Annotated in this window: 18 protein-coding genes and 1 pseudogene; 10 read left to right on the forward strand and 9 right to left on the reverse strand. The window is 73.3% G+C overall.

All coding sequences use genetic code 11. From position 1 onward, the window contains the following. Nucleotides 1-102: 102 nt before the first annotated feature. Both K7396_RS28570 and hmgA read right to left on the reverse strand, forming a co-directional pair. On the reverse strand, nt 103-849 hold the full coding sequence (locus K7396_RS28570; RefSeq protein ID WP_152105038.1) for a GntR family transcriptional regulator: 747 nt from the start codon (nt 847-849) through the stop codon (nt 103-105). A gap of 17 nt (nt 850-866) precedes the next feature. Next, nucleotides 867-2,216, reverse strand: coding sequence for a homogentisate 1,2-dioxygenase (hmgA, locus tag K7396_RS28575; protein WP_152105039.1), 1,350 nt, complete (start codon nt 2,214-2,216; stop codon nt 867-869). 159 nt (nt 2,217-2,375) lie between these two features. On the opposite strand from hmgA, the gene K7396_RS28580 reads away from it, so the two are divergent. The 6 genes and pseudogenes from K7396_RS28580 to K7396_RS28605 all read left to right on the forward strand — a co-directional run bounded on the left by K7396_RS28580 (nt 2,376) and on the right by K7396_RS28605 (nt 8,909). After that, nucleotides 2,376-3,026, forward strand: coding sequence for a TetR/AcrR family transcriptional regulator (locus tag K7396_RS28580; protein ID WP_086718301.1), 651 nt, complete (start codon nt 2,376-2,378; stop codon nt 3,024-3,026). Nucleotides 3,027-3,227: 201 nt separating this feature from the next. After that, entirely contained in the window at nt 3,228-4,688 is a 1,461-nt protein-coding gene (locus tag K7396_RS28585) for a CitMHS family transporter (protein WP_086718302.1), read from the forward strand. 299 nt (nt 4,689-4,987) lie between these two features. Beyond that, nucleotides 4,988-5,281, forward strand: a pseudogene (locus K7396_RS28590) (MFS transporter); the annotation flags it as partial. Nucleotides 5,282-5,441: 160 nt separating this feature from the next. Beyond that, on the forward strand, nt 5,442-6,836 hold the full coding sequence (locus K7396_RS28595; RefSeq protein ID WP_152105040.1) for an aldehyde dehydrogenase family protein: 1,395 nt from the start codon (nt 5,442-5,444) through the stop codon (nt 6,834-6,836). 107 nt (nt 6,837-6,943) lie between these two features. Then, nucleotides 6,944-8,026 carry a Zn-dependent alcohol dehydrogenase gene (locus K7396_RS28600; RefSeq protein ID WP_086720991.1) on the forward strand — a complete coding sequence of 361 codons (1,083 nt, stop codon included), beginning with the start codon at nt 6,944-6,946 and terminating at the stop codon, nt 8,024-8,026. 118 nt (nt 8,027-8,144) lie between these two features. Beyond that, nucleotides 8,145-8,909: an SDR family oxidoreductase gene (locus K7396_RS28605; protein ID WP_086720990.1), complete on the forward strand. Its 765-nt coding sequence runs from the start codon at nt 8,145-8,147 to the stop codon at nt 8,907-8,909. A gap of 58 nt (nt 8,910-8,967) precedes the next feature. Here the strand turns inward: K7396_RS28605 and K7396_RS28610 are convergent, their stop codons facing one another. Next, nucleotides 8,968-9,615, reverse strand: coding sequence for a TetR/AcrR family transcriptional regulator (locus tag K7396_RS28610; RefSeq protein WP_086720989.1), 648 nt, complete (start codon nt 9,613-9,615; stop codon nt 8,968-8,970). Between the two features lie 74 nt (nt 9,616-9,689). On the opposite strand from K7396_RS28610, the gene K7396_RS28615 reads away from it, so the two are divergent. Both K7396_RS28615 and K7396_RS28620 read left to right on the forward strand, forming a co-directional pair. Next, nucleotides 9,690-10,841, forward strand: coding sequence for an acyl-CoA dehydrogenase family protein (locus K7396_RS28615; RefSeq protein WP_086720988.1), 1,152 nt, complete (start codon nt 9,690-9,692; stop codon nt 10,839-10,841). A 121-nt stretch (nt 10,842-10,962) separates the two neighbouring features. Further along, nucleotides 10,963-11,613, forward strand: coding sequence for a TetR/AcrR family transcriptional regulator (locus K7396_RS28620; protein ID WP_086720987.1), 651 nt, complete (start codon nt 10,963-10,965; stop codon nt 11,611-11,613). 67 nt (nt 11,614-11,680) lie between these two features. On the opposite strand, the gene K7396_RS28625 is transcribed toward K7396_RS28620, so the two are convergent. Continuing rightward, nucleotides 11,681-12,142 carry a MaoC family dehydratase gene (locus tag K7396_RS28625; RefSeq protein WP_086720986.1) on the reverse strand — a complete coding sequence of 154 codons (462 nt, stop codon included), beginning with the start codon at nt 12,140-12,142 and terminating at the stop codon, nt 11,681-11,683. Between the two features lie 155 nt (nt 12,143-12,297). On the opposite strand from K7396_RS28625, the gene soxR reads away from it, so the two are divergent. Next, nucleotides 12,298-12,873, forward strand: coding sequence for a redox-sensitive transcriptional activator SoxR (gene soxR, locus K7396_RS28630; RefSeq protein WP_223660226.1), 576 nt, complete (start codon nt 12,298-12,300; stop codon nt 12,871-12,873). Between the two features lie 51 nt (nt 12,874-12,924). On the opposite strand, the gene K7396_RS28635 is transcribed toward soxR, so the two are convergent. The 5 genes from K7396_RS28635 to K7396_RS28650 all read right to left on the reverse strand — a co-directional run bounded on the left by K7396_RS28635 (nt 12,925) and on the right by K7396_RS28650 (nt 17,403). Next, a complete protein-coding gene (locus K7396_RS28635; protein ID WP_086720985.1) occupies nt 12,925-14,367 on the reverse strand; it encodes an amidase in 1,443 nt (480 codons plus the stop codon). Nucleotides 14,368-14,459: 92 nt separating this feature from the next. Next, nucleotides 14,460-14,573 carry an MFS transporter small subunit gene (locus K7396_RS36110; RefSeq protein ID WP_425275745.1) on the reverse strand — a complete coding sequence of 38 codons (114 nt, stop codon included), beginning with the start codon at nt 14,571-14,573 and terminating at the stop codon, nt 14,460-14,462. Then, nucleotides 14,570-15,949 (reverse strand): OFA family MFS transporter, encoded by a 1,380-nt coding sequence (locus tag K7396_RS28640; protein ID WP_086720984.1) that lies wholly within the window; start codon nt 15,947-15,949, stop codon nt 14,570-14,572. Before K7396_RS28640 ends, K7396_RS36110 begins: the two co-directional genes overlap by 4 nt. Nucleotides 15,950-15,971: 22 nt before the next feature. After that, complete coding sequence (locus K7396_RS28645) at nt 15,972-16,700, reverse strand: 3-keto-5-aminohexanoate cleavage protein (RefSeq protein ID WP_086720983.1); 729 nt, start codon at nt 16,698-16,700, stop codon at nt 15,972-15,974. 88 nt (nt 16,701-16,788) lie between these two features. Further along, nucleotides 16,789-17,403: a hypothetical protein gene (locus K7396_RS28650; RefSeq protein ID WP_152105041.1), complete on the reverse strand. Its 615-nt coding sequence runs from the start codon at nt 17,401-17,403 to the stop codon at nt 16,789-16,791. Nucleotides 17,404-17,658: 255 nt separating this feature from the next. On the opposite strand from K7396_RS28650, the gene K7396_RS28655 reads away from it, so the two are divergent. After that, nucleotides 17,659-20,478 carry a penicillin acylase family protein gene (locus K7396_RS28655; protein ID WP_086718290.1) on the forward strand — a complete coding sequence of 940 codons (2,820 nt, stop codon included), beginning with the start codon at nt 17,659-17,661 and terminating at the stop codon, nt 20,476-20,478. Nucleotides 20,479-20,629: the final 151 nt, after the last annotated feature.

Genomic DNA, 20,629 nt, shown 5'->3' on the forward strand with positions numbered 1-20,629 from the left:
GCGGACCCCGCCCGCCGCAGGCGCCACGGCGGGCGCACCGCGAAGCGGGCGAAACACGGCGAGAACCCACCACGGCGGAAAAGACAAAAACGTGGGAAACGACTAAGCGTCGAGCGACACCGTGAAGGAGAAGCGGTCCCCCCGATAGTGGATCCGTGCGACATCGACGACCCGCCCGTCGGCGTCATACGTCAGGCCCGTGTAGTGCAGGATCGGGCTGAGCAGGGGAACCTCCAGCAGCCGGGCGGTTTCCGGGTCGGCGAGGCGGGCCTCGACGGTGTCGGTGATGCGGCTGATCCGTACGCCCACGGCGTCCCGCAGTACCTTCGTCATCGGCCAGCGCTGCAGATCCGCGGGGTCGATCCGCGCGGCGACGTCGGGGTGCACGTAGTTGTGGGCGTGGTTGGTCGGTTCGCCGGTCTCCTCGTCGCCGCGCAGCCGGCGGTAGCCGGCCACCTCGGACAGGCCGGGGAAGTACGTGGCCAGTTCGGGCGGTACGGGGCTGGGCCCGTGCTCCAGCAGTTCGGTGCTCATCCCGGACTGCTGGGCGACGATGGTGTCCACGGAGCCCAGCAGCCGCACCGGCGACCCGCGCCGCGCGCTCGGCTCGATGAAGGTGCCGCGGCGCCGGTGCCGGCTGATCAGGCCCTCCGCCTCCAGTTCCTTGAGGGCCTGGCGCATGGTCAGGACGCTGACGCCGTAGTGCGCGGCGAGGGCGTCCTCGGTGGGCAGCCGCAGCGGTGCCTCGGGGGAGCGGCCCAGTATGGAGGCGCGCAGCGACTGCGAGACCTGGTACCACAGCGGCAGCTTGCGGTTCAGGGCGAGCGAGTCGGGAGCGAAGGTGGTCATGGCGGCGTTCCCCGGTGTCACGGGCGGAAATGGCGCTGGAGACCCTGCCACACGTCGTCGTAGCCGTGCTGCAGATGCCCGGCGTCGCGGGCCTGTTCGGTCAGGGTCAGCGGCCAGCGGGTCTCGAACATGAAGGCCAGGCCGTCGTCGATCTTCTGCGGGCGCAGCTCGGCGGCGCTCGCACGGTCGAAGGTCTCCCGGTCGGGTCCGTGCGCCGACATCATGTTGTGCAGCGAGCCGCCGCCCGGGACGAAGCCCTCCGCCTTGGCGTCGTACGCCCCCTCGATGAGCCCCATGTACTCCGTCATGACGTTGCGGTGGAAGTACGGCGGCCGGAAGGTGTCCTCGCCGACCAGCCAGCGCGGCGCGAAGGCCACGAAGTCCACGCCCGCCAGTCCGGCGGTGTCGGAGGGGGAGGTGAGGACGGTGAAGATCGACGGGTCGGGGTGGTCGTAGCTGATCGAGCCGATGACGTTGAAGCGGCGCAGGTCGTAGACGTACGGGACGTGGTTGCCGTGCCAGGCGACGACATCCAGCGGCGAGTGGTCGTAGGTCGCCGTCCAGAGGGCGCCGCAGAACTTGTTGACAACCTCGACGGGGCCCTCGACGTCCTCGTAGGCGGCGACCGGTGCGCGGAAGTCGCGGGCGTTGGCCAGGCCGTTGGCGCCGATCGGGCCCAGGTCGGGGAGCTGGAAGGGCCGGCCGTAGTTCTCGCAGACATAGCCGCGGGAGGCCGGGCCCCGGCCGTCGTCGGGCGCGGCGTCCAGCAGTTCGACGCGGAAGCGGACGCCGCGCGGGATCAGCGCCACCTCGCCCGGTTCGGCGTGCAGCAGGCCGAGTTCGGTGCGCAGCAGCAGTCCGCCGCGCTCCGGCACGATCAGCAGTTCGCCGTCGGCGTTGCCGAACACCCGCCGTTCCATGGAGGTGTTGGCGTGGTAGAGGTGGACGGCCATGCCGGTGCGCTGGGTGGCGTCGCCGTTGCCGCCCAGCGTCCACAGCCCGTCCAGGAAGTCGACCGGGCCGGCGGGCTCGGGCAGGGGGTTCCAGCGCAGCCGGTTGGGGTCGGGGGTGCAGTCGGTGAACGGCGCGGAGCGCAGGGCGCCCTGCGCGGCGCGGACGAACGGCGGGTGCGCGGCGGAGGGGCGGATGCGGTAGAGCCAGGAGCGGTGGTTGTGGTCGCGCGGTTCGGTGAACGCGGAGCCGCTGAGCTGTTCGGCGTAGAGCCCGAGGGGCGCGCGCTGGGGGGAGTTGCGGCCCACCGGCAGGGCGCCCGGGACGGCCTCGGAGCTGTGTTCGTTGCCGAAGCCGGTGTGGTACGCCAGCCCTTCGGCCGTCTTCCTCGCCTGCTCGTTGCCCGTGCCTGCCATCGCGTGCTCCCGCCGCTCAAGGAATCCTATGCAAGACCTTAGGATTGCGGTGGGGGGCCGTCAACGGAGACTCCCGGCCGCGTCGGCCGGATCGTGGCGGTCGGCCGGATCGTGCGAGGGCGGGCTCCGCCCGTCCGCGGGGGCGGGCAGGATGGACGGGTGCAGCAGCCGAACCCGCGCCCCGCGACACCGCCCGCCTCCCTGCGCCGCGCGCCCGTCCAGCGGCGCAGCGCCCAGCGCCTGGCCAGAATCCTGGACGCCTGCGCCGAAGTCCTGGAGGAGACCGGGTACGACGAGCTGAGCACCCGGGCCGTGGCCGGCCGTGCCGGCGTCCCGATCGGCTCCGTCTACCGCTTCTTCCCCAACAAGCGCGCCATGGCCGAGGCCCTCGCCCGGCGCAACCTCGACGCCTACGCGGACCGCATCACCGCCCGGCTGGCCGGTCCGGCGGACCGGCCGCTCCCGTGGCGCCGGGCGATGGACGTGGTGGTCGACGAGTACCTCGCGATGAAGCGGACGGTGCCGGGCTTCGCCCTGGTGGAGTTCACCGTCCCGGCCCCGCGCGCCGCACGGCAGGCCAACTACGAGGTGGCCGACCGGCTGCGCGCCCTCCTCGCCGGCCCGCTCGGCCTGGACGCGGCCGACGAGCGGCTGCGCACCGCCTTCCTGGTGGGCGTCGAGACGGCCGACGCGCTGCTCCAGCTCGCCTTCCGCAGCGACCCGGCCGGCGATCCCGCCATCGTCACGGAGACCAAGGAACTGCTGCGGGCCTATCTGGCGCGCTATCTGGACGGGGCGGGGGAGGGGTGAGGGGTGATGGATGAGGGGGCCGCCGGCCGGGCGCGGGGTGCCGGTTGTGCGCGTGCCCGTCCGGGGAGATCCGTATTGACCTGGGGTTTTGCTCGTATTGCTCGCGCGTCAAGACCTTGTTAACAAAAGTTTGCGGGACCTAACGTCGCCTGAACTGCCACCCCCCGGCAGAGGTTCAAGGGCGAACGTGAGGTACCTCCAATGCTGACAATCCTCGGATTCGTCATGATCGCCGCCTTCCTGGCGCTGATCATGATGAAGAAGATGTCACCGATGGCCGCGCTGGTGCTCATCCCCGCGCTGTTCTGTGTCCTGGTCGGACAGGGCGCGCACCTGGGCGACTACGTCCTCAAGGGCATCGGCGACCTGGCCCCCACGGCCGCGATGCTGATGTTCGCCATCATCTACTTCGGGGTGATGATCGACGTCGGTCTCTTCGACCCGGTCGTCCGCGGCATCCTGAAGTTCTGCAAGGCCGACCCGGTGCGGGTGGTGCTCGGCACGGCCCTGCTCGCCGCGATCGTCTCGCTCGACGGCGACGGTTCCACCACCTTCATGATCACCGTCTCGGCGCTCTACCCGCTCTACAAGCGGCTGAAGATGAGCCTCGTGGTCATGACCGGTGTCGCCGCCACCGCCAACGGCGTGATGAACACCCTCCCCTGGGGCGGCCCGACGGCCCGCGCCGCCACCGCGCTCAAGCTCGACGCCGGGGACATCTTCGTCCCGATGATCCCCGCCCTGGCCGTCGGCCTGGTCGCGGTGTTCGCCCTCGCCTACGTCCTCGGCCGCCGCGAGCGCAAGCGGCTCGGCCTCCTGACGCTCGGCGACACCCGGCTGGTGACCGAGGCCGCCGACGAGAAGGAGACCGAGCAGGTCCTGGTGGGCGCGGGCGCCGGCGGCACGGGGGGCACCGCCGCCGGTCCCCGGCGCGGCACCGGTGGCGCGGGCACCGGCACCGACGCCGACGAGGACGCCGATGCGGACGGCGGCTCCGGCGACCCGGCCGACGACGACGGTCTCCAGGTCCTGGACCCGCGGCGCGCCACCCTGCGCCCCAAGCTCTACTGGTTCAACGCCGCGCTCACCGTCGCGCTGCTCACCCTGCTGATCGTGCAGGCCCTGCCGATCCCGGTCCTCTTCCTCCTCGGCGCGGCCCTCGCCCTGACTGTCAACTTCCCGCACATGAAGGACCAGAAGGCCCGCGTCGCCGCCCACGCCGAGAACGTGCTCAACGTCTCCGGGATGGTCTTCGCCGCCGCCGTCTTCACCGGCGTGCTCACCGGCACCGGCATGGTCGAGCACATGGCGCGCTGGCTGGTCAGCGGCATCCCCGACGCACTCGGCCCGCACATGGGCCTCGTCACCGGCGTGCTCAGCATCCCGCTGACCTACTTCATGTCCAACGACGGGTTCTACTTCGGCATCGTCCCGATCCTCGCCGAGGCCGGCGCCGCCCACGGCGTGGCCCCCATCGAGATCGCCCGTGCCTCCCTCGTCGGACAGGCCCTGCACATGTCCAGCCCGCTGGTCCCCGCCGTCTACGTCCTCGTCGGCATGGCCAAGGTCGAGTTCGGCGACCACACCAAGTTCACCGTCAAGTGGGCCGCGCTGACCTCCCTGGTGGTCCTGGGCGCCGGTCTGCTCTTCGGCATCCTCTAGATGACCGGTACCGATACCGGCAGCGCGGGGCCCGGCAGGGGATGGCTGCTGCGCCTGGTCGTCACCTTCTCCTTCGCCCAGGGAGCGGTGAGCATGGCCAGGCCGGCCGTCTCCTGCCGGGCCCTCGCACCGGGGGTTGGGGTCTCCCCTGCTCGAACGTAGTTGAGAGCTTGGGGAAGAGCGTGCCATCGGCGTGATCACCGCGGTCTACGCGCTGCTGCCGCTGCTGGTCGCCGTCCCGCTCGGCCGCCGCTGGTGATGACCCCGATGATCCGGTGGCTGGGCCGCACCGCGCTGATGGTCAGCCGCTGCCGATGACGACGGTCGTCCGTGCCGCCCCCGACCGGGCCCGCAGCACCGCGCCGGCGCTCCGCCTGACCGGCAACCGGCTCGGCCGGGTCGCCGCCCCCGCCGGCGCCGGACTGCTGGCCGGACTCGCCGGCACCGCCGCGCCCTTCGTCCTGCTCGGGGCGCTGCTGCTGGCGTCCGCCGCGCTGGCCGCCCGTACGGGGCGGGCGCCCGCCGAGCCGTCCGCGCCGGCCCGCGGTGTACGGCGTCCGCGCGCCTCGGCAAGGCGGGATTCCCCCACGTGACCCCGGAAACCTGTGGGCCATCCGCCAAGGCGGGCGGTTGCGTCGGGGCCTAGGCTCGTGGCGACCGTCACCCCCTGGGGCGCGGCGGTGCCCTGGCGCCCGCAAAACTACCGGCGCTAGTTTGGAGGGCGACCAGCAGTCGGCCCGGGAGGACCACGACGTGAAGCAGCACGACGCGATGTACATCGACGGAAGCTGGCGGCCCGCGGAGGGCGGCGGCACGATCGAGGTCGTCAACCCGGCCGACGAGCAGGTCATCGCCACCGTCCCGGCCGGCTCGGCGCGGGACGTGGACGCCGCGGTCCGTGCCGCCCGCGCCGCGCTGCCGGGCTGGGCCGCCACGGCGCCCCGGGAGCGCGCGGCCCGGCTGGCCGCCCTGCGCGACCAACTCGCCGCGCGCACCGAGGAGATCGCCGAGACCGTCACCGCCGAACTCGGCTCGCCGCTCGCCTTCAGCACGAACGTGCACGCCGGGGTGCCGCTCGCGGTCTGCGCCTCGTACGCCGAACTGGCCGGCAGCCACGCCTTCGAGGAGAAGATCGGCAACTCGACCGTGCTGCACGAACCGGTCGGGGTGGTGGGCGCGATCACGCCCTGGAACTACCCGCTGCACCAGATCGTCGCCAAGGTCGCCCCGGCGCTCGCGGTCGGCTGCACGGTCGTGCTCAAACCCGCCGAGAACACCCCGCTGGTCGCCCAGCTCTTCGCCGAGTGCGTCGATGCCGCCGGGATACCGGCCGGGGTCTTCAACCTCGTCACCGGACTCGGTCCGGTCGCAGGCCAGGCGCTCGCCGAGCACGAGGGCGTCGACCTGGTCTCCTTCACCGGCTCGACGGCCGTCGGCAAGCGGATCGGCGCCCTCGCGGGCGCCGCGGTCAAGCGGGTGGCGCTGGAGCTGGGCGGCAAGTCCGCCAATGTCATCCTGCCCGGCGCCGACCTGCCCAAGGCGGTCGCCGTCGGCGTCGCCAACGTCATGGCCAACTCCGGCCAGACCTGCAGCGCCTGGACCCGGATGCTGGTCCACCAGGACCGGTACGACGAGGCCGTCGAGCTGGCGACCGCGGCGGCGGCCAAGTACGTCCCGGGCGAGAGGATCGGCCCGCTGGTCAGCGCCGAGCAGCGGGACCGGGTGCGCGGTTACATCGAGCGGGGCGTCGCCGAGGGCGCACGGGTCGTGGCGGGCGGACCGCAGGCGCCCGCCGGTCCCGGCTACTACGTCGCGCCGACCGTCTTCGCCGACGTCACCCCGGAGATGACCGTCGCCCAGGAGGAGATCTTCGGCCCGGTCCTGTCGATCCTGAAGTACGAGGACGAGGACGACGCCGCCCGGATCGCCAACGACACCGTCTACGGGCTGGCCGGCGCGGTCTGGGCGGGCGACGACGCGGAGGCGGTGGCCTTCGCCCGCCGGCTGGACACCGGTCAGGTCGACATCAACGGCGGCCGGTTCAACCCCCTCGCCCCGTTCGGCGGTTACAAACAGTCCGGCATCGGCCGCGAGCTGGGCCCGCACGGGCTGAGCGAATACCTGCAGACCAAGTCGCTGCAGTTCTGACCCGGCCGCGCGGCGGGGGACGGCCGAGGCCGCACCCCGCCGCGGCGCCCGCCCCTCCCCGCCGGCCCTGCCGGCCCCGCCCCGCCCTCCGCACCGAGGAGTCCTCCGTGGTCCGCGCCGCCGTACTGTCCGCCGTCAACGCCCCGCTGCGGGTCGCCGAGATCGACCTGCCCGCGCCCGGCCCCGGCCAGGTCCGGATCCGGCTCGCCGCCGCCGGCGTCTGCCACTCCGACCTGTCCCTGTCCAACGGCACCCTGCGCCAGCCGGCCCCGGCCGTCCTCGGGCACGAGGGCGCGGGCACCGTCACCGCGGTCGGCCCCGACGTGACCACGGTGGCCCCCGGCGACCAGGTCGTCCTCAACTGGGCGCCGTCCTGCGGCGACTGCCACTTCTGCGGTCTGGCCGAGCCCTGGCTGTGCGCCCGCGCCGGCCACGCCGCGGACGCTCCGTACGCCACCCTCGCCGCCGACGCCACCGACCTCTACCCCGGCCTCGGCACCGCCGCGTTCGCCGAGGAGACCGTGGTGCCCGCGCGGGCCGCGCTGCCGCTGCCGGACGGGGTGCCGCTCGCCGACGCGGCGCTGCTCGGCTGCGCGGTGCTCACCGGCTGGGGCGCCGTGCACCACAGTGCCCGGGTGCGCGCCGGGGAGTCGGTCGTGGTCTTCGGCGTCGGCGGGGTGGGTCTGGCCACGCTGCAGGCCGCACGGATCGCCGGCGCGGGCCCGATCGTGGCCGTGGACGTCTCCCCGGCGAAGGAGGAACTCGCCCGCGCCGCCGGCGCCACCGAGTTCCTGGTGGCGGGCGACGACACCGCCAAGCGCATCCGCAAGCTCACCGGCGGGGTGGGGGCCGATGTCGCCGTGGAGTGCGTGGGCCGCGCCGACACCATCCGGACCGCCTGGTCGTCGACCCGGCGCGGCGGCCGCACCACGGTCGTCGGCATCGGCGGCCAGGATCAGCAGGTCGCCTTCTCCGCCCTGGAGCTCTTCTACTTCGGCCGCACCCTCTCCGGCTGCGTCTACGGCAACAGTGACCCCGCCCGCGACCTCCCCGTCATCGCCCGGCACGTCCGCTCCGGCGCCCTCGACCTGTCCGCCCTGGTCACCGAGCGCATCACCCTCGACGCCATCCCGTCCGCCTTCGACGCCATGCTGGCGGGCCGGGGAGGGCGGGCGCTGGTGGTGTTCTGAGGGGCGGCCGCCTTCGCGAGTGGCGCGAACCCGATGCCTGAAGGAACATCAAACTTAGGTGTGACTAACCTCGTTGAGGTGGAGGGAGGCTCCGCGGCACACGAGCAGGGGAGTGCGCATGGGACACCTCAGGGGAAAGGCCGCACTCGTCACCGGCGGCAGCCGGGGCATCGGGCGGGGCATCGCCGAACGGCTGGGCCGGGACGGCGCGCTGGTCGCCGTGCACTACGGCAGCAACGAGGCGGCGGCCGAGGAGACCGCCGCGGCCATCGCCGGGGCCGGCGGCCGGGCGTTCACCGTGGGCGCCGAACTGGGCGTGCCCGGCGACGTGGACACGCTCACGGCCGGACTGGAGGCGGGCCTGCGCGCGCACGGGGAAGCGGCGCTCGACATCCTGGTGCACAACGCGGGGCTCAACCTCATGGGGCGGCCGATCGAGGTGCTCACCCCCGAGGAGTTCGACCGGATGGTCGCGGTCAACATCAAGGCGCCGTTCTTCCTCACCCAGCGGCTGCTGCCGCGACTGCGCGACGGGGGCCGGATCATCAACATCTCGTCCGTCTCCACCCGTCTCGCCTCCGCCCACGGCATCGGCTATCCGCTCACCAAGGGCGCGCTCGAAGTCTTCAGCCACACCCTGGCCAAGCACCTCGGCCCCCGCGACATCACGGTGAATTCCGTCGCCGTCGGATTCACCCGCACCGACATGACCGCGGAGGTGCTGGCCGACCCGGCGCACCTGGAGCGCACCATCGGCCTGACCGCCCTCGGCCGGATCGGCCGGGTCCCGGACATCGCCGACGCGGTCGCCTTCCTGGCCTCCGACGACGCGCGCTGGATCACCGGCACCAGGATCGACGTCACCGGCGGGGCCGGCCTGTAGCGACCTCGACGGCCGGGGCCCGCGACGCGGCCGTGCGCCGGGGCCCCGCGCGGTGCGGTCAGCCGCCGTCCGGCGGCAGGAGTTCCGGGTGCTGCAGCGCCAGACCGTCCACCAGCGCCCGCAGGCCGGTCTCGAAAGCGCCCTCGTCCACCTGGCGCTGATGCTCCGCCAGGAGGTGGGCCTGGCCCAGGTGCGGGTAGTCGGCGGGGTCGTAGGCGCTCGGGTCGTCCACGAAGCCGCGGGCGAACGAGCCCAGCGCCGATCCGGCCACGAAGTACCGGACCATGGCGCAGACCCTGGTGGCCTGGGCGGGCGGCCAGCCCGCCCGGACCATCCCGCCGAACGCCGCGTCGGCCATCTTCAGGCCGGCCGGGCGGCGGCCGGGGCCCTGGGCGAGGAACGGCACGATCTGCGGGTGCGCGGCGAGCGCCGCGCGGTAGGAGCGGGCCCAGTCGAGGAGCCCGGCGCGCCAGTCCGCGCCCGCCTCGAAGCCCGACACGTCGACCTGGGCGATGACCGTGTCGGCCACCGCGTCGAGGATCTCGTCCTTGGTCGTGAAGTGGTTGTAGAGGGACGGCCCGCTCACGCCCAGCTCCGCCGCCAGGCGACGGGTGGAGAGCGCCGGCAGCCCTGCGGAGTCGATGAGCGCCAGCGCCGTGGAGACGATGCGCTCGCGGCTCAGGAGGGGCTTGCGGGGTCGGGCCATGACGCACATAGTAGAGGCCGCCCACCAAAAACTAGCAGTGCTAATTAACTGCTCTCGTCCACAAGGGGCCCGAGATGAACCTGGAGCTCAGCGCGGAGCAGACCGCGGTCCGGCGGCTCGCCGAGGACTTCGCCGCCCGCGAGATCGCCCCGTACGCCACCGCCTGGGACCGCGCCGAACAGGTCGACCGCGGCATCGTGAAGAAACTCGGCGGCCTCGGCTTCCTCGGGCTCACCGTCCCCGAGGAGTACGGCGGCTCCGGCGGCGACCACCTCTCCTACGTCCTGGTCACCGAGGAGCTGGGCCGGGCCGACTCCTCGGTGCGCGGCATCGTCTCGGTGTCCCTGGGGCTGGTCGCCAAGACCATCGCCGCCTGGGGCGACGAGGAGCAGAAGCGGACCTGGCTGCCGCGGCTCACCTCCGGCGAGGCGGTCGGCTGCTTCGGCCTCACCGAACCGGGCACCGGCTCCGACGCGGCCCACCTCGCCACCCGGGCGGTCCGGGACGGGGACTCGTACGTCATCGACGGCACCAAGATGTTCATCACCAACGGCACCTGGGCCGATGTCGTGCTGCTCTTCGCCCGCACCGGCGACGCACCCGGGCACCGGGGCATCAGCGCCTTCCTCGTCCCGGCGGACAGTCCCGGCCTGGCGCGCCGCGAGATCCACGGCAAGCTGGGGCTGCGCGGCCAGGCCACCGCGGAACTGGTCCTGGACGGCGTACGGGTCCCGGCCGCCGCCATGCTGGGGCCCGAGGGCAAGGGGTTCTCGGTCGCGATGTCCGCGCTGGCCAAGGGCCGGATGTCGGTGGCCGCCGGCTGCGTGGGCATCGCCCGGGCGGCCCTGGACGCCGCGCTCGGCTACGCGGGCGAGCGCGAGCAGTTCGGCAAGCCGCTCGCCCGCCACCAGCTGGTGCAGGAGCTGATCAGCGACATCGCCGTGGACGTGGACGCCGCGCGCCTGCTGACCTGGCGGGTGGCGGATCTGATCGACCGCGGCGAGCCGTTCGACACCGCCGCCTCGAAGGCCAAGCTGTTCGCCTCCGAGGCCGCGGTGCGCGCCGCCAACAACGCCCTCCAGGTCTTCGGCGGCTACGGTTACATCGACGAGTACCCGGTCGGCAAACTGCTGCGGGACGCCCGGGTGATGACCCTGTACGAGGGCACCAGCCAGATACAGAAGCTGGTCATCGGCCGCGCGCTGACCGGGGTCTCCGCCTTCTGACCGGCCCGTCCCCGGGCATCCGGCCGCCCGCCCGCCGGGCCTAAGCGCTTGCTCAGCGGCGCGATATGGTGTTCGATCCGTCAGTGGAGGGTCCCTGGCGGATCGAGGAGCGGGGTACGCGATGGGTGCGGCGGCGGAGCGGGCCGAAGAGGAGAACCAGGAGTGGGCCGGGGTGACCCCGGACGCCGCACGGCGCCTGGTCGGGGCGGCCGTCGAGGCCTTCGCCGAGCGCGGCTACCACGCCACCACCACCCGGGACATCGCGGGCCGCGCCGGGATGAGCCCGGCCGCCCTCTACATCCACTACAAGACCAAGGAAGAGCTGCTCTACCGCATCAGCGGCATCGGCCACGAAAAGGCGCTGCGCATCATGGGCGCAGCCGCCGGGGCCGGGGGCAGCGCCACCGAGCGCCTCCGCGACGCCGTGCGCACCTTCGCCCGCTGGCACGCCGAGCACCACACCACCGCCCGGGTCATCCAGTACGAGCTCCAGGCACTCGGCCCCGAGCACTACGCCGAGATCGCCGACCTGCGCCGCCGGACGGACCGGCTGCTGCGGCAGATCATCCAGGACGGCGCGGACAGCGGGGAGTTCCGGGCCGACGACGTGCCGGGCACCACGCTCGCGGTGCTCTCGCTGTGTGTGGACGTCGCCCGCTGGTTCACGGCCCAGGGCCCCCGCACGCCGGACGAGGTCGGCACCCTCTACGCCGATCTCGTGCTGCGCATGGTGGGCGCCCCGGCGGACGGGGCCGGCTCCCGCGACGCGTAGGCCGGCCCCCGGGGGGAGGTGGGCCGGGACCCCGGGTGTCCGGGGCCGCGGCCCGGTCGTCGCCCCGCTACAGGTAGAAGCGGCTGACCGTCTCCGCGACGCACACCGGCTTGTCGCCGCCCTCGCGCTCGACCGTCACGACGGTGGCGAGCTGGACGCCGCCGGTCACCTCGGTGACCTCGGCGATCCGGGCGGTGGCCCGCAGCCGCGAGCCGACCGGGACGGTGGCCGGGAAGCGGACCTTGTTGGTGCCGTAGTTGATGCCCATCTTCACGTTGTCGACCCGCATCAGCTGCGGTACGAGCGCGGGCAGCAGCGACAGCGTCAGATAGCCGTGCGCGATGGTGGTGCCGAAGGGGCCGGCCGCGGCCTTCTCCTGGTCCACATGGATCCACTGGTGATCGCCGGTGGCCTCCGCGAACAGGTCGATCCGCTTCTGGTCGATCTCCAGCCAGTCGCTGGTGCCCAGCTCCTCGCCGACCGCGTTCCGCAGCTCGTCGAGCGATCCGAACACTCGGGGCTGTGCCATCCTCGTCCGCCTCCTCGGGGTCCGTCCGCCGCTGCCGCGCACCGGCCGACGCTTACTAAGCGCTTGCTCAGCATGTTCGGTGCGGGTACCCGCTGTCAACGCCCCGGAAGCGCCCGTCCGGGGCCCGCCGGGCGGGCACGACCTAGGGTGGGACCGTGCCCCAGCTTCCGTACAAGGTTCATGAACTCACCGTCGGCCAGCTCTCCGCGCGCAGCGGCGCCGCGGTCTCCGCGCTGCACTTCTACGAGTCCAAGGGGCTGATCAGCAGCACCCGGACGGCGGGCAACCAGCGCCGCTACACCCGGGACGCGCTGCGCCGGGTCGCGTTCGTACGGGCGGCGCAGCGGGTGGGCATCCCGCTCGCGGTGATCCGGGACGCGCTGGCGGAGCTGCCCGACGCGCGCACGCCCAACCGCGAGGACTGGGCCAGGCTCTCCGAGGTCTGGCGCGCCGAACTGGACGAGCGGATCAGTCAACTCGTCGAGCTGCGCGACCGGTTGACGGACTGCATCGGCTGCGGCTGTCTCTCGCTGCAGACCTGCGCGCTGTCCAACCCGTACGACAACCTCGGCGCGCAGGGGCCGGGCGCCCGGCGGCTGCGGGTCGACCACGGCGCCCGGGACCCGGAGGGGGCGCAGCGGCGGGCCGGCGGCGAGCAGCGGCCCGTGGGGGCCCGGCAGGGCGGGCGGCACGCGCAGGGGTGCTGCCCGGACGACACCCCCCAGGCGTGAGCGCGGGTGTGCCCGCCCCGGGCGGGGCGGGCACACGGACTCCGGCCCGTGTCACCACATGGACGGGGTGCGGCCCGCCCACGGCCGGGCCTGCTCCAGCTGCGCCGACAGTGCGATCAGGGTGGCCTCGTCGCCGTAGCGCCCGGCCAGCATCACGCCGATCGGCAGGCCCTCGGCGTTCCACTGCAGCGGGACGCTCACCGCGGGCTGGCCGGTGGCGTTGTAGAGCGCGGTGAACGGCGTGAACGCCCCGATGGCGGCGAACTCGGCCTGGGGGTCGTCGTCGTCGCGCAGGTGGCCGACCGGGACCGGGGGCGCGGCCAGCGTCGGCGAGAGCAGCACGTCGTAGCCGGTGCCCGGCGGCATCAGGCCGTCCGCGACGGACTGGGCGAGGAGCCGGAAGGCGTACATCGCGCGGGCGAAGTCCGTGCCGGAGACCTCGGCGCCCCGGGCCCGCAGATGGCGGGTGAGCGGCATCAGCAGCTCCTCGTGCTCCGGTGGCAGCGGGCGGTTGGTGGCCAGCACCGACCAGACGCGGGTGAAGGCGGTCAGGATGCCCTGGTCGGCCGGCAGGGACAGCTCCTCCACGTCGTGGCCGAGCCCGGTCAGCAGCGCGGCGGTGTCGGTGGCGGCGGTGCGGCAGTCGGGGTGGACCTCGACCCCGGGGACGGGCGCCTCGGTGAGGCAGGCGATCCGCAGCCGTCCGGGGTCGCGGCGGGCGTGGCCGGCGAAGGTCTCCCCGGGCGGCAGCGGCGGCGCCGCGAACGGGTCACCGGGCATCGGGCCGGCCATGACGTCCAGGAGGGTGGCGGCGTCGGCGACCGTACGGGCCAGCGGGCCGGAGGTGGCCAGGCCGGAGATGTCGTGCAGCAGCGGGCCGGGGCTGATCCGGCCGCGGCTGGGCTTGATGCCGAACAGCCCGCAGACGGAGGCCGGGATGCGGATCGAGCCGCCGCCGTCGCTGGCGTGCGCGAGCGGTGCCAGGCCGCCGGCCACCGCGGCGGCCGCCCCGCCGCTGGAGCCGCCCGCCGAGCGCGCCGGGTCCCACGGGGTGCGGGCGGGGGGCGCCAGGCCGTTCTCGGTGTAGCAGGGCAGCCCGAATTCGGGGGTGTTGGTCTTGCCGAGCAGGATCGTGCCGCCGTCCCGCAGCTTCCGCACGACATGGTCGTCGACGGTCGGGACGTGCTCGGCCAGCGCCCGCGAGCCCATCGTGCAGCGCACCCCGGCGACCTGGTTGAGGTCCTTCACGGGGACGGGGACGCCGTGCAGCGGGGGGAGCGTGCGGCCCTCGCGGCGGGCGGCGGTGGCCTCGCTCTCGGCGTCCGTGGCCTGTTTGCGGGCTATCTCCGGGGTGCGGGTGAGGAACGCGCCGAGTGCGTCGTCGAGCCGCTCGATCCGCGTCAGATAGTGCTCGGTGAGATCCACGGGGGAGAGCTCACCGGACCGTATTTTTTCGGCCTGTTCGAGCGCGGTCAGATCGTGCAGGTCGGCCATGGACGTCCACCCTCTCCTCGGACTGCCGCCCGGCCCTGGTGCCGGACCGGCAGGAGGGCCGCCGCCGGCCGGGCGCGATGCCGGCGCGGGGGTCAGCCCGTGAACAGTTGTTTCAGTTTGAGGGTCAGCTCGTAAAGGCCGTATATGAACGGGATGCCCACCCAGAGCCAGACGAGGACGAACAGGACGGCGCGGCGGGCGGTCACTGGCCGACTCCCTTCGGGGCGGTCGGCTCCTTCCCCAACTGCCCTTCAGGCGCGGGTGGTTGGTGGTGCCGGGGGTGGACGGGGCGGATCAGCTCGTTGGCGGCGAAGCCCACCGCCAGCAGGCCGATCATGATGAACAGCGAGGTGGTGTAGAGGTCGGGGCCGCTGCGGCCCGCGGACTTCCCGGCGTCGGCGACGGCGTTGACGATCAGCGGGCCGAGGACCCCGGCGGTGGACCAGGCCGTCAGCAGCCGGCCGTGGATCGCGCCGACCTGGTAGCTGCCGAACAGGTCCTTCAGGTAGGCGGGGACGGTGGCGAAGCCGCCGCCGTAGAAGGAGAGGATCACCATGGCGCAGGCGATGAACAGCGGCTTGGAGGCGTCGCCGGCCAGCGCGATCAGCAGGTACATCAGGGCGCCGGCGCCGAGGTAGAGCCGGTAGACGTTCTTGCGGCCGACCAGGTCGGAGGCGGCGGACCAGCCGATCCGGCCGAGCATGTTGGCCAGCGAGAGCATGCCGACGAATCCGGCGGCCGCCGGGGCGCTCACCGGCGCCGCGGTGTGCGCGAAGAAGTCGGCGAGCATCGGGGCGGCCTTCTCCAGGATGCCGATGCCCGCCGTGACGTTCATGCACAGCACGACCCACAGGCACCAGAACTGCGGGGTGCGCAGCGCGCTGCGGGCCGAGACCTGGGCGGTGGTGACGAGCGGGCGGGCGGCACAGGCACCCGCGGGCGCCTCGGCGGGCGGCCGCCAGTCGTCGGCGGGTACCCGCACCAGCAGCACCCCGAGGGTCATGAAGACCGCGTAGACCAGGCCCATGACCAGGAAGGTCCGTGCGATGCCGGAGGTGTCCGACCCGAGGGAGCCCAGGAGCCCTGTGGACCAGGGGGAGGCGATCAGCGCGCCCCCGCCGAAGCCCATGATGGCGATGCCGGTGGCCATCCCGGGGCGGTCGGGGAACCACTTGATGAGGGTGGAGACCGGGGAGATGTAGCCGATGCCCAGGCCGATGCCGCCCAGGAAGCCGTAGCCGAGGACGACCACCCAGAAGAGGCCGGTGGCCGCGCCGAGGGCGGCGACCAGGAACCCGGCGGCGAAGCAGGCCGTCGAGACGCACATCGCCCAGCGGGGGCCGCGGCGTTCGACGAGGGTGCCGCCGAACGCCGCGGACAGGCCCAGCATCACGATGGCGACCTGGAAGGGCAGCGCCGAGGCCGTGCCGGACAGGTGCAGGGCGGACTCCAGGGGCGGTTTGAACACGCTCCAGGCGTACGCCTGTCCGATGGCGAGGTGGATGGACAGGGCGGCGGGCGGGACGAGCCATCGGCTCCATCCCGGCGGGGCGACGGTGCGGGATCGGGCGAGCGCGCGCATGCGGCGGAACGTACCCCGTGCCTCACCCTCCCGGAAGACCGCGCGTCAAAGCCGTTGCGGCGAAGATCAGTTGGGCGTTGGAGACGGCAGGGCGGCCGTCGGGCAGCAGGAGGGTGTCCTCGATGCCGATCCGGGTGGCCAGGCCCAGCTCGCCGGCCAGCCGCAGCACCGGCCAGACTCCGCCGTCCTGGCCGTGGAGGAGCACCGGCCGGCCGGGCGCGGCGCCGGCGACGGCGGTCAGCAGGGCGCGGGCGGTGGCCCGCGCGGACCCGGCGGCGGTGTCGGTCACCTCGGCCAGCACCCGCAGCACCCGCGGCGCGAGCGGGGAGCGGGCGTACGCCTCCACGCCGTCCGTGCCCGACCAGAGGCCGGCCTCGACGCCGATGCCGCGCGCCAGCAGGGCCGCGGCGACGGCCTCGGCGCCCGGCTCGTGCCAGTTCACCGAGGCGTGGTCGGGCAGCACCGTCCACGACCCGATGCGCTCCGCCCGGCGCACGGGGTCCGGCTCGGCCCAGGCGCCGGTCGTCACCCCGACCGGGACGTCCACCGCCGCCCGGATCGCCTCCAGGGCGGCGGCCACCACGCTCGGCGCGAGCGAGTCGCGGCCGCACGGGGTCTTGGGGTGGACATGGACGTCGTCGGCACCGGCCGCCACCGCCTGCCGCGCGGCATCGGCGAGGGCGGCCGGTGACATCGGCACCGCCGTGGAATCGGCCGCCGTCCGGGGGCCGTTGAGGCATACCTGCAGCATCCCCCGATGATGACAGCAGGGGCCGGCGGTGCGCCCGGTCCATGACGCCCCGGGGTGCGGGCGGTGCTCGGCCGACGCCCGGAGCCGGTCAGGCCGCCGCGAACGCCCCCGCCCCGTGCAGCCGGCCCGCCGCGCTCAGCGCCTCGTGCGTCAGCACCGACACCGGGGCCAGCACCCCGCACCGCTCGCAGGCCGGGCCGGGCGCCGGGGCGTCCACCGACTCCGGGAGCCAGGTGAAGCGGGTGCCGCCGCACACCGGGCAGTCACGGCGCGGCCGCCCCGTCTCCATCGCCACGATCATGCGGCGCAGGACCACCGCGAGGCGGGCCGCGGGGTGCCGTTGCGGCGACTCGCACGGCACGATGTCGCAGCCGCCCCAGGTACGCCGGTGCCATTCATCGATCGCGCCGGGCTGCCGGATGCCGTCGTGCTTCTCCTTGCGGCGCCGGGCGGCGAACTCCTCCTCGTACGCGAGCCAGAGGGTGCGGGCCTCTTCGAGTTCGGCGAGCGCGGCCACCAGCCGCTCCGGATCGGGGTCGCGGTCCTGGGTGGCGATACCGGCCCGGGTGCACAGGTGGTGCCAGGTCGCCCGGTGCCCGTAAGGGGCGAAGCGTTCAAGGCACTTGCGCAGGGCGGTGCGCCGCTGGGTCGCGACGAGTCGTGGATTGCGGACCTGTTCTGCGAGGGCTCTGAAACCGGCCATTCATCCCACCTCCGTGGGGAGGATCCGACTGGACGGGGATGGGACGTAGCCGATCGCCGAACGGATCCCTCGAATTTCCGTGCGGTTTTTCGGGGTCGATGTCCGGGGTGTCATGACCGCGTCCACAGAATCTTCCCCGGGAGAGGGAAAGTTGACTGTTGTTCATCTTCCGGCCGGGGATAACCGCCGGTAACGTCCCGCCCAGCCTTCCCCGCGCTCGTGACGAGCAGGGGGGACCCCCACCGAGGAGCAGGAATGCGACGACGTACCGGAAGGCTCAGGACCGCCGCCGCGGCGGCCCTGTTCGCCTTGGGTGCCACGCTCTTGGCACCGCCCCCCGCCGCGGCCGCGACCGCCGCACCGAACGACGACTACTGCCAGGGCCAGTGCGGCGACATCCTGCCGCCCGGCGCCACCGGCAACGCCACCTTGGTGGAGATCCTCGGCAACAAGCTGTTCGGCACCCACCCCGAGCACTCCACCGACCAGCTCGGCCCGTACGGCGCGCTGGCGAGCGGCTACCAGTCGCTGACCGACGACACCCTCACCACATTCTTCAACGACGCCTCCTTCGGCGTCCCCCAGGACCAGGTCGGCAAGGTCACCACGCCCCGCAGCGACGTGACCATCACCCGGGACAAGAAGACCGGGGTGCCGCACATCAAGGGCACCACCCGCTACGGCACCGAGTTCGGCGCCGGCTTCGCCGCGGGCCAGGACCGGCTCTGGCTGATGGACCTCTTCCGCCACATCGGCCGCGGCGAACTGACCTCCTTCGCCGGCGGCGCGCTCGCCAACCAGGGCCTGGAGCAGCAGTTCTGGCCGCAGGCGCCGTACACCGAGGCCGACCTCCAGGCCCAGGTCGACAACATCCGCGACTCCAACGGCGAGCGCGGCAAGCTGGCCATGCAGGACGCCCAGGCGTACGTCGACGGCATCAACGCCTATCGCGAACAGTCCAAGAACGGCCGCTACTTCCCCGGCGAGTACGTCCTCACCGGCCATGTCGACGCGATCACCAACGCCGGGGAGATCCAGCCCTTCAAGCTCACCGACCTGATAGCGCTCGCCTCCGTCGTCGGCGGGCTCTTCGGCAACGGCGGGGGCGGCGAGGTCCCCTCGGCCCTCGCGCTGCTCTCCGCCCAGCAGAAGTACGGCGTCGAGAAGGGCACCGAGGTCTGGGAGTCCTTCCGGGAGCGCAACGATCCCGAGGCCGCCAAGACCCTGCACGACGGCAGCAGCTTCCCGTACGCGGTCAAGCCCGCCAAGGCGAAGGGCACCGCGCTGCCCGACCGCGGCTCGGTCACCCCCGAACCGCTGGTCTTCGACCGCACCGGCGCGGCCACCGTCAAGAGCGGGACACCGCCCCGCGACCCGGTCAAGGCGCCGAAGAAGTACAAGAAGCTGGAGGGCCTCTTCAAGGACGGGGTGCTGCCCAAGGGCAGCTTCGACCCCACCCAGCACCGCGGGATGTCCAACGCCCTGCTGGTCTCCGGCAAGCACACCGCCAGCGGCCACCCCGTCGCCGTCTTCGGCCCGCAGACCGGCTACTTCGCGCCCCAGCTCCTGATGCTCCAGGAGATCCAGGGGCCCGGCATCAGCGCCCGCGGCGCCTCCTTCGCCGGCGTCGGGATGTACGTCCAGCTCGGCCGCGGCCAGGACTACTCCTGGAGCGCCACCTCCGCCGGCCAGGACATCACCGACACCTACGCCGTCGAGCTGTGCAACGCGGACGGCTCCGCGCCCTCCAAGGAGTCCACCTCCTACCGCTACCGCGGCGCCTGCGTCCCCATGGAGAAGCTGGAGCGCACCAACTCCTGGAAGCCCACCGCCGCCGACCCGACGGCGGCCGGCTCCTACCGGATGCAGGTCTTCCGGACGAAGTACGGGACCGTCACCCACCGCGCCACCGTCGACGGCAAGCCCGTCGCCTACACCGCGCAGCGCTCCACCTACCGTCACGAGGCCGACTCGATCATCGGCTTCCAGATGTTCAACGACCCGTCCTACGTCCGCGACGCCAAGACGTTCCAGAAGGCCGCCGAGCACATCGGCTACGCCTTCAACTGGTTCTACGCCGACTCCCGCGACATCGCGTACTACAACAGCGGCCTCAACCCGGTCCGCAGCCCCGACGTCGACCCCGCGCTGCCCATCAAGGCGGACGACGCCTACGAGTGGAAGGGCTACGACCCGGACACCAACACCACCGACTACACCCCGCCCGCCCAGCACCCCCAGTCCATCGGCCAGGACTACTACATCTCCTGGAACAACAAGCAGGCCAAGGACTACGACTCGGCCGGCTTCGGCAACGGGTCGGTGCACCGCGGCAACCTGCTGGACGACCGGGTGCGCGCGCTGACCGAGGCCGGCGGGGTGACCCGGGCGTCGCTGACCCGGGCCATGTCCGAGGCCGCGGTCACCGACCTGCGAGGCGAGGACGTGCTGCCCGAACTCCTGCGGGTCCTGGGCAGCAAGCCCGTCACCGACCCCAAGCTGAAGACCGCGGTCCAGCAGCTGGAGGCATGGCGCAAGGACGGCGCCCAGCGCCGGGAGACCGCCGCCGGCTCGCACACCTACACCCATCCCGACGCGGTGCGCCTGATGGACGCCTGGTGGCCGCTGATGGTCGAGGCGGTCTTCCAGCCCGGTCTCGGCGGGGACCTCTACGACGCGCTGCGGGCCAACCTCGGCATCGACGAGTCCCCGTCGGCCGGCCACGGCCCCACCGGGGCGCACGCCGGATCGGCGTTCCAGTACGGCTGGTGGAGCTACGCCGACAAGGACCTGCGCTCGGTGCTCGGCGACAAGGTGGCCGGACCGCTCGCCGAGCCGTACTGCGGAGGCGGTGACCTGTCCGCCTGCCGCGACACCCTGCTGGCCACGCTCGGGCAGGCGGCCGGCAAGACGGCCGAGCAGGTCTACCCCGGCGACGACAGCTGCAAGGCCGGCGACCAGTGGTGCGCGGACGCGATCATCCACCGCGCGGTGGGCGGTCTGACCCACGACACCATCAGCTGGCAGAACCGGCCGACCTACCAGCAGGTCGTGGAGTTCCCGGCACACCGGTAGAAGGAGCGCGGCACGACCGGGCCCCGGGGCGGCAGCGCCCCGGGGCCTTCGCGTGCCCGCCGGGTGCCCCGCCGTCCCCGTCCCGTGGCGGAGGCCCGAACTCCCTTGCCAGGAAGCCCGACTGCCCTCGGGACCCGATCTGCGAGGGGGA

This window comes from Streptomyces angustmyceticus, from assembly GCF_019933235.1.
Taxonomy (GTDB): domain Bacteria; phylum Actinomycetota; class Actinomycetes; order Streptomycetales; family Streptomycetaceae; genus Streptomyces; species Streptomyces angustmyceticus.